Annotated in this window: 14 protein-coding genes, 1 pseudogene and 1 riboswitch; of the genes and pseudogenes, 6 read left to right on the top strand and 9 right to left on the bottom strand. The window is 63.7% G+C overall.

What is annotated here, in order from left to right; translation table 11 throughout:
* Nucleotide 1: 1 nt before the first annotated feature.
* The 3 genes from SE91_RS10480 to SE91_RS10470 all read left to right on the top strand — a co-directional run bounded on the left by SE91_RS10480 (nt 2) and on the right by SE91_RS10470 (nt 2303).
* Complete coding sequence (locus SE91_RS10480; RefSeq protein WP_061847559.1) at nt 2–880, top strand: ABC transporter permease; 879 nt, start codon at nt 2–4, stop codon at nt 878–880.
* Between the two features lie 19 nt (nt 881–899).
* On the top strand, nt 900–1631 hold the full coding sequence (locus SE91_RS10475; protein WP_061847558.1) for an aspartate/glutamate racemase family protein: 732 nt from the start codon (nt 900–902) through the stop codon (nt 1629–1631).
* 177 nt (nt 1632–1808) lie between these two features.
* Nucleotides 1809–2303 carry a hypothetical protein gene (locus SE91_RS10470; protein WP_061847557.1) on the top strand — a complete coding sequence of 165 codons (495 nt, stop codon included), beginning with the start codon at nt 1809–1811 and terminating at the stop codon, nt 2301–2303.
* A 189-nt stretch (nt 2304–2492) separates the two neighbouring features.
* On the opposite strand, the gene SE91_RS10465 is transcribed toward SE91_RS10470, so the two are convergent.
* Together SE91_RS10465 and SE91_RS10460 are read right to left on the bottom strand one after the other, a co-directional pair.
* Nucleotides 2493–2864: a hypothetical protein gene (locus SE91_RS10465; protein ID WP_061847556.1), complete on the bottom strand. Its 372-nt coding sequence runs from the start codon at nt 2862–2864 to the stop codon at nt 2493–2495.
* A 103-nt stretch (nt 2865–2967) separates the two neighbouring features.
* Nucleotides 2968–3285 carry a hypothetical protein gene (locus SE91_RS10460; protein WP_061847555.1) on the bottom strand — a complete coding sequence of 106 codons (318 nt, stop codon included), beginning with the start codon at nt 3283–3285 and terminating at the stop codon, nt 2968–2970.
* Between the two features lie 94 nt (nt 3286–3379).
* On the opposite strand from SE91_RS10460, the gene SE91_RS36995 reads away from it, so the two are divergent.
* Nucleotides 3380–3544, top strand: a complete 165-nt coding sequence (locus SE91_RS36995; protein WP_197489453.1) for a hypothetical protein — start codon at nt 3380–3382, stop codon at nt 3542–3544.
* On the opposite strand, the gene SE91_RS10455 is transcribed toward SE91_RS36995, so the two are convergent.
* Entirely contained in the window at nt 3545–4075 is a 531-nt protein-coding gene (locus SE91_RS10455; protein ID WP_061847554.1) for a gamma carbonic anhydrase family protein, read from the bottom strand.
* Between the two features lie 72 nt (nt 4076–4147).
* A complete protein-coding gene (locus SE91_RS10450) occupies nt 4148–4477 on the bottom strand; it encodes a DUF6949 family protein (RefSeq protein WP_008562714.1) in 330 nt (109 codons plus the stop codon).
* Between the two features lie 220 nt (nt 4478–4697).
* Here SE91_RS10450 and SE91_RS10445 point away from each other — a divergent pair, with 220 nt between their 5' ends.
* A complete protein-coding gene (locus SE91_RS10445) occupies nt 4698–5405 on the top strand; it encodes a hypothetical protein (RefSeq protein WP_061847553.1) in 708 nt (235 codons plus the stop codon).
* A gap of 471 nt (nt 5406–5876) precedes the next feature.
* Here SE91_RS10445 and SE91_RS10440 read toward each other — a convergent pair whose 3' ends face one another.
* Together SE91_RS10440 and cysE are read right to left on the bottom strand one after the other, a co-directional pair.
* On the bottom strand, nt 5877–6095 hold the full coding sequence (locus SE91_RS10440) for a DUF3126 family protein (protein WP_007602550.1): 219 nt from the start codon (nt 6093–6095) through the stop codon (nt 5877–5879).
* A gap of 122 nt (nt 6096–6217) precedes the next feature.
* Entirely contained in the window at nt 6218–7042 is an 825-nt protein-coding gene (gene cysE / locus SE91_RS10435) for a serine O-acetyltransferase (protein WP_060736440.1), read from the bottom strand.
* A gap of 229 nt (nt 7043–7271) precedes the next feature.
* On the opposite strand from cysE, the gene SE91_RS10430 reads away from it, so the two are divergent.
* Nucleotides 7272–8630, top strand: coding sequence for a hypothetical protein (locus SE91_RS10430; protein WP_061847552.1), 1359 nt, complete (start codon nt 7272–7274; stop codon nt 8628–8630).
* Between the two features lie 177 nt (nt 8631–8807).
* On the opposite strand, the gene SE91_RS10425 is transcribed toward SE91_RS10430, so the two are convergent.
* From SE91_RS10425 to SE91_RS37585, 3 genes and pseudogenes are all read right to left on the bottom strand, one after another.
* Nucleotides 8808–10241: a PepSY domain-containing protein gene (locus SE91_RS10425; RefSeq protein ID WP_236840744.1), complete on the bottom strand. Its 1434-nt coding sequence runs from the start codon at nt 10239–10241 to the stop codon at nt 8808–8810.
* Nucleotides 10242–10255: 14 nt separating this feature from the next.
* Nucleotides 10256–12262, bottom strand: a complete 2007-nt coding sequence (locus SE91_RS10420) for a TonB-dependent receptor (RefSeq protein WP_349540742.1) — start codon at nt 12260–12262, stop codon at nt 10256–10258.
* Nucleotides 12263–12640: 378 nt separating this feature from the next.
* Nucleotides 12641–12838: riboswitch (cobalamin riboswitch) on the bottom strand.
* A gap of 241 nt (nt 12839–13079) precedes the next feature.
* A pseudogene (locus SE91_RS37585) lies at nt 13080–13170 on the bottom strand (alpha/beta fold hydrolase); the annotation flags it as partial.

The following is a 13170-nucleotide window of genomic DNA, read 5'->3' as shown; positions in this document are numbered from 1 at the left end:
CATGACGGAAGGACGCCCGCGCTCTTTCTACGTGCTCGCGATCTTCTTCGCGGCCTATGTGCTCTTCCTCTACGGCCCGATGATCGCGATCTACGTGCTGTCGTTCCAGGGGCCGCAGGGCGGCCTCACCTTTCCGATGAACGGCGTGTCGACCTTCTGGATCGCAAAGCTGTTCCAGGGCACTGGCATCGTCGATCTCGGCGCGGCCTTCCGCCGCTCGCTGCTGCTCGGCGTGATCGTGATGATCGTCACCGTCGTGCTGTCGGTCGCCGCCGGCATGGCGTTTCGCCGCAAATTCAAGGCGCAGAGCGTCCTGTTCTACTCGGCGATCGCCAGCCTCATCGTGCCCTCGATCATCACCTCGCTCGGCATCTCCCTGGAATTCCGCATCATCGACGATCTGATCAAGGCACATTGGAACGAGAATTTCGAAACCTCGATGGGCCTGCTCACCTCGGGTCTCGGCGCGCATCTGACCTGGACGCTGCCGTTCGGCCTGCTCATCATGTTCGCGATCTTCAACCGCTTCGATCCCAGGCTCGAGGAGGCCGCGCGCGATCTCGGCGCGACGCCATGGCAAACCTTCCGCCACGTCGTGCTGCCGATCATCCTGCCGTCCGTGATCGGCATCGGGCTGTTCGGCTTCACGCTCTCCTGGGACGAGCTCGCCCGCTCCAGCCAGGCGATCGGGGCGGTGAATACGTTGCCGCTGGATCTTCAGGGGCTCACCACGACCGTCACGAATCCCGACATCTATGCTCTCGGCACCGTGATCTCGGCGGTCTCGTTCACGGTGATCACGCTTGCGCTCGGCACCATCCACGTGCTCAACAAGCGGCAGGCGGCCAAGGGTTCGGACGCCGGCAAGGGGCTCGTCTAAAGCGACTGGTCTGATCGAAATGCGCCTGCACGTCGTCAATCCCAACACCACCGCGTCGATGACGGCGAAGATCGCCGCTGCCGCGCGCAGCGTCGCCCTGCCCGACACCGTGATCGACGCGCGCCAGCCGGCGATGGGGCCGGTCTCGATCGAGGGATTTTACGACGAGGCCTTTGCCGTGCCCGGCATGCTCGGCTGCATCCGCGAGGCCGATCGCGACGGGGCGGATGCGCACATCATCGCCTGCTTCGACGACACCGGCCTCGACGCCGCGCGCGCGGTTGCGAAAGCTCCCGTGATCGGCATCGGCGAAGCCGGCTTCCACATGGCGAGCCTGATCGCCGCACGCTTTGCCGTGGTGACGACGCTCGGTGTCTCCATCGTTCCGATCGAGCACAATTTGCGGAAATACGGCCTCGCCGAGCGCTGCGCCCGCGTCCGCGCCGCCGAGGTCCCGGTGCTCGCGCTCGAGGAGCGCAACGCTTACGCGGTCGGCAAGATCTCGGCGGAGATCACCGCCGCAATCCGCGACGACCGCGCCGAGGCCATCGTGCTCGGCTGCGCCGGCATGGCCGATCTCGCCGGCGAGCTCGCCGCCGCGCATGGCCTGCCCGTGGTCGACGGCGTCGCCGCCGCCGTCACGCTGGCGGAATCACTGGTGCGGCTGGGGCTGACGACATCCCGGCTGGGCCCCTACGCCGTGCCGCGGCCAAAGACGTATTCCGGGCCGTTTTCGCCGTTTCAGCCCTGATCCGCGTCTCTGACGGCATTCGATGGCTGATAAAGCCCGCTAGTTGTTGGTTTTTTTGCCTTTAGCCTCTTTTTGGTCCCATTCCTTGCGGAAACCTGACGCTTTCGGGACGCCCCGGCCGCCCAAGGGTTGCCGGTCTTCGCCACTCACCAAGTTTCAATTTGGGTTTTGTCAGCGATGATCGATCTCGCCCAGGACACACCGTCCAACCCGCTCCTTCGCCTTGGAGCGCAACCGATCGCGCTGACTGCCGCGGCCCTTCTCCTGCTGATCGCCGGCGTGACATCGATCGCGATCTGGCGTGCCTATACCGGTGCGGCCCCGGAGGCCGACCGGGTGGTGGCATCGCGGCAGCTCCAGGCCCGCGCGGCGCAGGCGTCCGAGCAGCTCGTCGAGAAGACCAAGGGGCTGGAGGCGACCCAGCAGGAATCGATCGATCAGCTCCAAGTCGTGCAAGACCAGCTCTTGACCATGAAACGGCTGATGGCGGCGCAGCAGGCCGACACCAAACGCCTGTCCGAGCAGGTCGCGGCATTGAACGAGTCCATCGACGGTTTGCGGCAATCCTTTGCCAGCGCACGCCCCACCGAGGTCGAGACGCCCTCAGTTAACCGCAGGAAACCGGCGCGGCACCGCGTCAATGCCAGCGCGCGCAAGCGCTCACGCGGCTGATCACGGGCTTCAGCGCCGCTTTAATTTGCCGACTTGTGAACTGGATCACATTCCCCCGTGTGATTCCGCGCGATGCTCGCGGTTACCGGATGGCGTGAGCCGATTTCAATGTCCGGGGCTGGCAAGGTCGTTGACGGTATACTGCGTCAACGGCCTTGTTTTTTGGTCAGTCCGGCCGATCTTCCCGCCTCACTCGCAGACATCGACGCTGCGGTATCGCCAACCCGCAGGCGTCATCACGCGCTTCCGGGCGACGTAGCAACCACCGTAGCCATCATCATAGCCGGTACCATAATAGGTCGGACCACCGTAATAGGGGTAGCCGTAGCCATATTCATAATAGCCGCCGTAGAGGCCGGCGCCGGCAATGCCCGCGCCGATGGCCACTCCAGGCCAGAATCCCCCGCCACGCCAATGGCCGCCATGCCCCCAACCGCCGCCACGCCAACCACCGCCGTGGCCCCAGCCGCCATGTCCGAAGCCCCGGGCCTCAGCCGATTGCGGCACCGCTAGTCCAACAGCCGCGACGGCCAGCGCCGCCATCATCATCTTCCGTAACATCACTCGATCCTCCGCGTGGACACGCTCCACGCTTCAAAGCAGGACCAAGCTAATGCCAGTCGGGCATCCGTGACAGCCACACTGTCTCACTTCCGCGCGAGCGTCAGCAACCGCGGCAGATGCTCTTCATCTTCTTGTCGAGCTGCTTGTTCTCGGCGTTGACGGTGGCATCGGCCGCTCCGCCTGTGCCGCTGCCTGTGGTGACTCCGGCGCCCGGGCCGGACGATTGAGCCGTGCCCAGGCTGTTGGTCCCGGGCGGCGGAGCCGGCGCGTTGGCGACACCTCCGGTCGATCCCGCAGGGCCTCCGGCCGACCCGCCGACGCCGCCGGTCGCTTGCGCGAACGATGCGGCCGGGATCGCTGCGAGTGCGAGGATCACGATCAGAGACTTGATTGGAGCGGTTGCGGACGATCGGGCCATCGGAGTTCTCCCTTTGGCGGTCAACCGCTGCGGTGAAGACCGGTTCCGGAACAAATGACCTCACATCAGCTTGACTGCGAGGAGGCCAATCACCATGACCGATCGCGATCCCTTTGCCGAAGGCGAGCGCGCCGCGCGCGACAACATTCCGGCTGAGGCCAATCCGTATTCGAACGGCAGCGACGAGCATGCACTGTGGGCAGCCGGTCACGAGCGGATTGCAGGCGCAATTGAAGCAAGCGAATCCGAAGGCCGCTGATCAACCGATCCGCTTCAGGCCTTTCTTGAACCGCGGACCGTTGGCCACGTAGAACCTCGCCGCACCTCCCATCTTCTGGACTTGCGCGTCGTCAAGCGTGCGGATCACGCGCGCCGGCGAGCCGATAATCAGCGAGCGCTCGGGGAACTCCTTGCCCTCGGTGATGACGGAGCCGGCACCGACGATGCTGTTGCGGCCGATCTTGGCGCCGTTCATCACGATCGAGCCCATGCCGACGAGCGCTCCCTCCTCGATGGTGCAGCCGTGCAGGATGACGTTGTGGCCGACGGTGCAGTTCCTGCCGATGTGAAGCGGAAAGCCGAGATCGGTGTGGCAGGTCGAGCCGTCCTGGACATTGGCGCCCTCGCCGACCTCGATCCACTCATTGTCGCCGCGCAGCACCGCGCCGAACCAGACGCTCGCGCCCGGCTTCAGGCGCACCCGGCCGATCACGGTGGCGGTCTCCGCGATGAAATAATTGCCGTCGGCGGGAAGGTCGGGCGCCTGCCCGTCGAGCTCGTAGATCGCCATGGGGGTCTCCTGTCAGGATGATCCTGGCATAGCGAAACGGCAGCCTGGACGCAAAGGGCCGAATGGCGGGCGTCAGCCCAGCACGCCGGCGGCGCGCAGCGTCATCAGGAAGAAGGTGCCGCTCATCATGCTCCAGAAGCCGGCGATGACCGTCGCCATCATCACGAACTCGGCGCGGCGGCTTTCCATTCGCATGCCGCGAAGGGTGTTGCGCATGATGATGAAGGGCGCTGCGAACACCAGGAACGGCACCGCCGCGAAGGTCTTCGGCGCGACGCCATCCTGCAGCAGCCCGAAGCCGGCGGGACGCTGGGCGAACGCCTGATATCCGTTCACGAGCGCGCCCGCGAGCGCGAAACCGATAAAGATCGAAAAGAAGGTATTGAGAGCTTCAGGTGTCATCGGAAGTCCGCCCTTACGCAACGCCACCGCCTTCCTGTGACAAAGAGTGCGGGTTAACGCTACATTATCCTTAAGGGAAGGTTAACGCCGCCCGCCGGCCTGCGCAGGGCCCTCCCCCTTGCCCCGCAGCGGGAACCGCTCCGCCAAATCGCTGCCGCGTGGCATATTCGCCGCTGATTCGTCGGCCAGCGGCCGACGTCCGGCTCTCTTGCGCTAGCTCATGACGGTGTTTTCGGCAGCCTCCCCTCGCTTTCCCCGGACGCGCACCCGCGCGCACGTCGTCCCGATCGTGCTCGGCGGCATCGCTGCGGCCTGCGCGGTGGGGCTCGTCGCCTATCTCTTGTGGCCGACCTGGGGCACGCGCGGCGCCAACGCCCCGGACAAGCTGCCGGTGAGCGTCGGCGGCACGCTGTTCAACCTGCCCGTGACGGCGATCCGGATGAAGATCCAGCGCCATTCCGGGCCGCAGGAGCGCATCGATCTCGACTTCCTCTATCCCTCGCTGGAACCGCCGGGCGCTCCCAAGCACGTCACCGCTGACACGGTGGAGGCAGCGGTGCACTCGATCGACCGCATCTTCCTGTCGATCGCGGCCCATCACGATGCGCTCGCGCCCGAACAGCGCACGGCCACGATCTATCCGCGCTATCTCGACCCGGCCGCAACGAAATCCGAGGACGGCCTGACGATGCGGATGTTCCGCAGCGACACGCCCTACGGCAGCGAGGATCTCTATTCCGCCACCAGCCCCGCCCTGACCGCGCGCTGCACCCGCGACGCGGCGACCCCGGGCATGTGCCTGTCCGAGCGCCGCGTCGGGGGCGCCGACCTCACCTTCCGCTTCCCGCGCAGCTGGCTGTCGCAATGGCGCGACGTGGCGGAGGCGATGGAGAAGCTGACGGCGCAGCTGCGCGGGCCGAAGGGCTGAGCGGTCGGGCTGGCTTGGTGCCTTTCAAAACGAACCGCGAAAACAACCCCATGCACAGTAGCCAAGTGCTTGGCGCGACTTGGTATCTCAAAAGCGCTCCACAGCGCTTCTGTTTTTAGAAATCAGGTTGATGCGTCGGGCAAAACAGGGGCATGATGGCAGGATGGAGCAGCGCTCGTCATTGCGTGCGCAGCGACTTGTCCGAGGAAGCTTTGGGCGGAGGTGGAAGCAATTCTGAATCCCTCCACGGAAAGATTCCTTGATTGCTTCGCTTCGCTCGCAATGACGTGTGGAGAAAGCGCACGTCAATCTGCGGCGTGCCCCGGACGCAGCGCAGCGTCTCTTCGACGGTGCGCTGCTGAGCCGGGGCCTATGTTGCAGAGATGCGCTCGCAGAGATTCTGGGTCCCGGCTCTGCACTGCAAGGCCAAGAGCGTTGCAGTGCGTCCGGGACATGAGCGCCGAGGAACAACTACTCCTGATCGACGAGATCGTCTTCGAGGATCGCCATTTGGAACTGGAACGAGCGGTCGTCGTCCTCGTCGTCGACGAAGAGCACGCCGATGAACTCCTCGCCGATATAGACCTCGGCGGAATCGTCTTTCTTCGGCCGCGGCACGACGCGGATCTTGGGATTGCCGAATACGCGCTTCAGATACGCGTCCAGCTTTCTGACTTCTTTGACGTCCACGGCAAGTCTCCGATCGAAATGGGTCGGCGGGTTTTAGGACGAGACGCAACGAACCGCCAGCATGAATTGCCAAACAATTTGGGGACGAAAAAAGGGCAGAAAATCCGCCCTTTTCGCAAGATTCAAAGCCCCATCGCGTTGATCATCTGATCCATGGTGCGCGACGGCTCGGCGCAGCCGGCTTCGCCGACGATCTTGGCGGGCACGCCCGCAACCGTGACGTTGTGCGGCACCGGCTTGACCACGACCGAGCCCGCCGCGATGCGCGCGCAATGGCCGATCTCGATGTTGCCGAGGATCTTTGCGCCGGCGCCGATCAGGACGCCATGGCGGATCTTCGGGTGACGGTCCTCGTTCTCCTTGCCGGTGCCGCCGAGCGTGACGCCGTGCAGGATCGAGACATCGTCCTCGATCACCGCCGTCTCACCGCAGACGAAGCCGGTGGCGTGGTCGAGGAAGATGCCGCGGCCGATGCGCGCGGCGGGATTGATGTCAGTCTGGAACACCGCCGACGACCGGCTCTGCAGATAATACGCGAAATCCTTGCGGCCCTTCAGATAGAGCCAATGCGCGAGGCGATGGGTTTGGATGGCATGAAAGCCCTTGAAGTAGAGCAAGGGATCGATGAAGCGCGAGGTCGCGGGATCGCGGTCGTAGACGGCGACGAGATCCGCGCGGAAGGCGTTGCCGAGATCAGGATCGTCGCGCAGCGCCTCCATATAAGCCTGGCGCACGAGGTCGCCCGACAGCGCGGAGTGATCGAGCCGGTCGGCGACGCGGTGGACCACCGAATCTTCCAGTCGGCCGTGATGCAGCACCGCCGAATAGATGAAGGTCGCAAGCTCCGGCTCACGGCGGACGATGTCCTCCGCTTCGCTGCGGATCCGGTCCCAGATCGGATCGAGCGAAGCGAGCTTTCCTCCCGGATTGACCTGATGCACTGCCATGGATCTGCTCTTTCGAATGGGCTGGTTTTGCTGGCTCTATAGCACAGTCTAGGCGACGAAGTCCTGACGGGCTTGCCTGAGAGTGAACAGTGCCTTGCACCCCTCGGATGGGAACGTCGGCTCAAAGTGGTCAGAGTTTTGCCAAATTCAAGCCGGGCGGCGTCAAACTATTGGTGAATTCTCCCCCAACCGTTATTGCGGGCATGATCCGAGCGGGGGCAAAGCAGATTTGAGCATCACCACCGACCAATTGCGCACGCGCGCCGCGGCTTCCTTTTGGCTGCGGCTGGCCGCAATGGCCCTGCCCCTCCTGATGATCGCGCCGGCATTCTGGAATGGCTATCCGCTGTTGCAATGGGATACGGGCGGCTATCTGGCGCGCTGGTACGAAGGCTATCTCGTCCCGAGCCGCTCCACCGTGTTCGGCATCTATCTGCACTATGGAGAGAGCTTCGGCTTCTGGATCAATCTCGCGGTCCAATCGCTGGCGACGCTGTGGCTGTTGCAGCTGACCTTGCGCGTGCTGGGCCTGATGCAAACGTTCCGCTTCGTCGCGATCAGCCTCGCCCTGATCCTGTCGACTGCCCTGCCCTGGCTCGCGAGCATGCTGCTCACCGACATCTTTGCGGGACTGTCGGTGCTGTCGATGTTCCTGCTGGTGATCGGAGCACACCGCACCTCGGCGCTCGAAAAGATCGCGCTGTTCGTCTTCACCGCCTTTGCGGCGGCGACCCACAGCGCAACCCTCGGCGTGCTGCTCGGCCTGTGCGCTGCCGGCTGGATGGCGCGGCCACTGCTCGGACCTCGGCTTCCGCTGGCGGGCTTGGCGCAGGCGAGCCTCACCATCGTCGCGGGCGGCCTGATGCTGATGTCGGCGAATTATGCGCTGTCGGGCAAATGGACCTGGACGCCCGGCGGCTATGGCGTCGCCTTCGGCCGCATGATGCAGGACGGCATCGTTGCGCGCTATCTTAACGATCGCTGCCCGCGCGAGAGTTACAAACTGTGCCCCTATCGCAACGAGCTTCCGGCGAGCGCCGACGAGTTCCTGTGGGGCAAGAGCGTGTTCAACACGCTCGGCCGCTTCCAGGGCATGAACGAGGAGATGGGCTACATCGTCGTGCATTCGCTGGCGGACTATCCGGCCTGGCAGGCCGGCGCGGCGCTACGGGCGATGGGCCAGCAATTGCTGCATGTCGCGACCGGCGAAGGCACCAACGGCTGGATCCCGCACACCCGCGGCATCATCGAGCGCTACATCCCCGCGCAGGCCGCGCCGATGCGCGCGGCGCGGCAGCAGCATTGGGGTGTCAATTTCGACACCGTGAACTGGCTGCATGTTCCCGTCGCGCTGGTTTCGATGCTGGGGCTGGTTTTGCTCCTCGCGCATGCGCTGGCGAACCGCCGGCTCGACGACCTGACGCTGCTGGCGACAACGGTGACACTGGCGCTGCTCGGCAACGCCTTCATCTGTGGCGTGATCTCGGGCCCGCACGACCGCTATGGCGCGCGGATGGTGTGGGTCGCGACGTTTGTGGTGCTGGCGGCGCTGGGGAAGCGGTTCGGCGATGACGTCAAAGGGCGATGAGCGTTTGGTTTCGTAGGTCAGCGATCGCATTCATCGAGAGGAACACCCAGGAAGGACCTGGTGTTCAACCGCCTCTCACGTCGGCAGATCAGAGTCCGGCAAAGGGCTTTCGCAGACTGCAGGCGCGCTGCAAGCTTCTTGTACTCGAAGCCAACATTTCCGATGACCCGATTCCTCTCAATTGCGCAGATACCGCCAGCCGACAACGACCCCGCTCACCGAGACGATGGTCCCGAGGATCGACAGCAACCACACCACGATGTCCCAGGCCGGTCGATACGTCAGAAGCAACCAAAAATCAAAACTGTGCAGCGCGTTGAACAGCCAGCGATATGTGCGACGGCTGCTGTCCACGCGGCCAAGGACGTCGCCCGTGATCGGGCTGATGTGAAACCATGTTCTCGCGTCGTCATCGAACACCGCGCGCAAGACCGGCAACTCGCGGTCGTGATGATGCGCATACCAATAGGAGTCGTATTCCTCGAGCAGCAGCCGCTCGGCGAGGTGAGCTTGCGGCAGCAACTTCGCTGCGGCGGTCCAAAGACGATCCTGCGGAAGGGTCGTAGTCCGGCCGGTTCCCGCATCCAGCGGTCTTTGCATGCCGTCACGCGATGCGGCGATCATCATCGGTTTGCCGTCGAGCCACACAAAGCGTGCCTCGACCCTCGCATATTGCGGCGTTGGCAGCCTCGTCGCGATGGTCGGCGCATCATGGCCAGCATAGCGTTGCAGCACCTCCCGCGCCGTGTTGCGGCTTGCGAAATATTCGCCGGGATTGAGTGAAAGCCAGCCAGAGAACGTCCAGGTCAGCACGAAGGCGCCGGCGATCAGGCCCGTGACGTGGTGCCAGGCCATCCAACCGCGATAGGGCGTGATCCTGCCACTCGCATAGCGCCGCTTCAGCCGCACGCGCAGGATGCCGATCCAGATGCCGGTGACGCCAACGATGAGGCAGATGCCGGAGATCCAAAGCACGACGAGACGCCACAGCGGCCCGTCCTTGCGCAACACGGTCGGATAGATCCAATGCGGAATCGAGCCGAGCCAATTCCAGACGCGCTCGGTCTGGTTGGTGTCGAGCACGATCTCGCCGGACCGTGAGGAGACATAGACCTTGGTGCCGGCATCGTCGCCGAGCGCAATGAGGTAGAGTGGTCGCATCGGATCGTAACGGGCAGTGACGCTCCATTGGTCGCGATCGATGATATCTTCGAGTCGCGGCGAACTGCTCGCGGGATGATGTCGCGCGACCGAGAGTGCCTGCCGTTCGGAAACCTCTGTGATGACGCGGCCGTCGGCTGCGGAGATCGCCTGCCGTTGACCGTCCCAGCCGGTGATCCGATAGACCGGCTCGTCCGCCAGCATGGAAAGCCGGAGATCGCGCGGGTAGCGCGTCGCGCCTGCGATCTTCATCGCTTCGTCGGGCGAAAGCGTCACCTTCTCCCATTGAATGTCGGGAAGCGCTGCCAGCCTTTCCTTGTCGGAAAGAGCTGGAAACGCGACATACATCATCACCACGCCGGACACGAACCACATGGCAAAAAACAGGCATGTGACGATGCCGACCCAGCGGTGGCCGATATACAGCCACCGCCGGAGTGCGCGTCTCAAGGGGCGTGCCACGTTCAGAACTTGACGTTCACTGCGACTTGCGCCGTGCGCGGCATGCCGAGCAGCCACTGTGTCGTGCCGCCCGACGTGGTGTAGATCTCATCGAAAAGATTGTAGACGCGGAACGACACGGTGGTGTTGAAATCGGGCTTCCACTGCACGCCGGCATTGACGATGTTATAGGCCGGACGGGTCATCGTGTTGGCATTGTCCGCATAGGTCTTGCCGACGACCTGCACGCCCGCATGGGCCGACCAGTTCGGCGCGAAGGCCCAGGTCGCCCAGATGTTGGAGACCGTCTGTGGTACGTTGACCGGCACGTTGCCAGCATAGTTCACGGCTACGCCGCCGACCGACTGCACGAAGTCGTCGTACTTCGCGCGCAGGAAGGCGGTGTTGGCATCGATACGCCAGCCGTAGTCGAGCAGGAATCCGACCGATGCTTCGACACCGCGCGATGATTGCTGGCCGACCTGGACGGTCAGCGACGGAATGTTGGGATCGCGGGCCAGCAGGTTGTTCTTCACGATCTCGTAGCCGGCCAGAGTCCATTCACCGCGTCCGCCCCAGAACGATTGCTTGACGCCGATTTCGATCTGTCTGCCGGTGGCTAGCTCGAAGCTCTTGTTGGCCGATGACAGTGAGATCAGTCCTCCGACGGGATCGACGGCCGTGGCATATTGGCCATAGAAAGCGAGGTCCTTGACGGGTGTATAGACCGCGCCGACGCGCCAGGTCGTGGAGGAGAACGACTTCTCGAAGCTGTTGGCGGGCGTGACATAGTCGGTGCGCGTGATCGTCGGCTCATCCTGGCGGATACCGGCAATCAAAGACAGTTGCTCGGTGACCGACAGCCGGTTCTCGGCGAACAGCGCGTATTGGTTGGTCACGCTGCCGTAGCCGGGAACCGTGGGGTTCGGACTGTTGAACACCCCGGGAACGAAGCTGTACGGGTTGACGGATGACGAGCCGCCATAAGGCGAGTTGTTGGTATGGGTGAAATTGATGCTGTTGACGTCAAAGCCCGCCAAGAATTCGTTGGCCATGCCCAGCACATGGCCGCGGAATTTCGCGTCCATGCGATTGCCGACCTGCTGCTGATCGTGAAAGATCTCGATATAACTGGTTCGGTTGATGAGGCCGGTGGCAGGATTATAGGCGTAGCTTTCGACGTCCTTCCAGTGCCGCTTGGAGTTCAGATAGTACAGTGTATTCTGAAGCGAGATGCCATCGGCGACCTGCCATTCGGTCTTGGCCTGGTTCCAGCTATCCTGGTAGCGGATGTGGCTGTCGCTGACGTTGTAGTTCTTGAAGCGGAGGGATTCATTGAGCATGCCGTTGATCAGCGGCGTGCCGAAGTAGCGCGACGGGTGGCGGTCGCCGTAGTCCGTCGACAGCGTCCAGGTGACGTCCTCGTTCTGCCTGATCTGCACCACGGCATGAAGCGCGACATTCGAAGTGTTGTCACGATCGACCCATCCGTCTGACATGTTGCCGGAAGCGGTGATGCGATAGGCGACGTCCTTGCTGACCGGACCACCGCTGTCCACGGCGATCCGGCGGGTCATGTTGCTGTCCAGCGAAACTTCTGCCTGGTTGCGAGGGACCCACGAAGGCAGTTTCGAAACGATGTTGATGGCGCCGCCGACCGCGCCCGCGCCGTACATCACCGAGGCAGGGCCGCGCAGTACCTCGATGCGCTCTGTCGACCACGTGTCGAACGGAAAAGTCACCGTCCCGGCGCCGATATAGAGCTGGGTGCCGTCGTACAGCGTCATCACGGAGCCAAGGCCCGTGAAGCCGCGGGTGTTGAAGGAGACGCCGCCGTTGCCCGGTGCCGGACTCGCCGTGAACCCGGTCGCGTTTTGCGTCACCGCGTCCAGGATGTTCTGCTGGCCGCGTTCGGCGATGGTTTCAGCGGAGATCACCTCCACGCTGGCCGGCGTCTGCAGCCGCGTCAAGCCGAGGCGGCTGCCGGCCGTGCTTGCGCCGGTCAGGTTGAGCGTCGGTGCGGCGAACACGGGGCCTGCCGGGTTGAGCGCCGGAGCGCGCGCGTCGGCCGATGCGCTTGGTTGTTGGCGTGAGCGCGCGGCGCGCGTTGCATCGCTGCTGCGGCGGGTGCTGCGAGCGTTCGGAGGCCTTGCCGGCGACTGTACCACCACAGGGTCAAGTGTTTGGCCCGGCCTTTCGGACTGTGCCCAGCCATCGGTCGACAGAACGAGGCAGGAGAATGCAACCGAAAGGAACGACACACGGCGATGCCGTGGCGCGAAAAACGTATGGGAGGTCATAAACAGGACTCGCGATAACGTGGCACGTCACCGCGAACGCAGTTTGGCCTCTGCCTCGAGAGGAAGGCAGCTCCACACCCACCAGGACACCCCGCCCAATGTGCTCGCGTGTGACCACGACTGACGGCAGGTCTCCTGGCTCGCGGGTCGTTGCCTGTCGCCGCCTTCCCAAGCCCGCAGGGCCCAGTGGCGTTTGGCGAAGGCTCGCCGCTTACAGTTGCGGGGGCAGCCACGGCGTTGGGGGAGACCCCCGCACCGTATTCCCTATTGATCTCCCGAAGGAGAACCGTCGCAATCACACTAGTTTTTTTTGCAAAGAACTGTCAACTAGCCGTGCTGCTGACGCGGAAGTCGGCGCGTGATCCAGTCACCGCACCCAACGCCGTTAGTTCTTCTGCCTGGTTGCTGGCGAGTCCGGTCGTAGCTTGTTGCCGACGTCCCTATCTCCTTCGAAATGACGCCTGATTTCCGCCCCAGGGGGCAACCCTCGTGATGAGACACCTCGAAACAATCGGGGCAACAACCACACTGCCTCACCACCACTCCCTCACCCCCGCCGTGACAAGAACTCCAGCACGCCGGTCTTGTAGACCTTGTCGCCGACCGCGCGCATGTGATCGCGGTTCGGGATGTCGAGG

Source organism: Bradyrhizobium sp. DOA1, from assembly GCF_001593325.1.
Taxonomy (GTDB): Bacteria; Pseudomonadota; Alphaproteobacteria; order Rhizobiales; family Xanthobacteraceae; genus Bradyrhizobium.
This window is presented reverse-complemented; position numbering and strand designations above follow the sequence as displayed.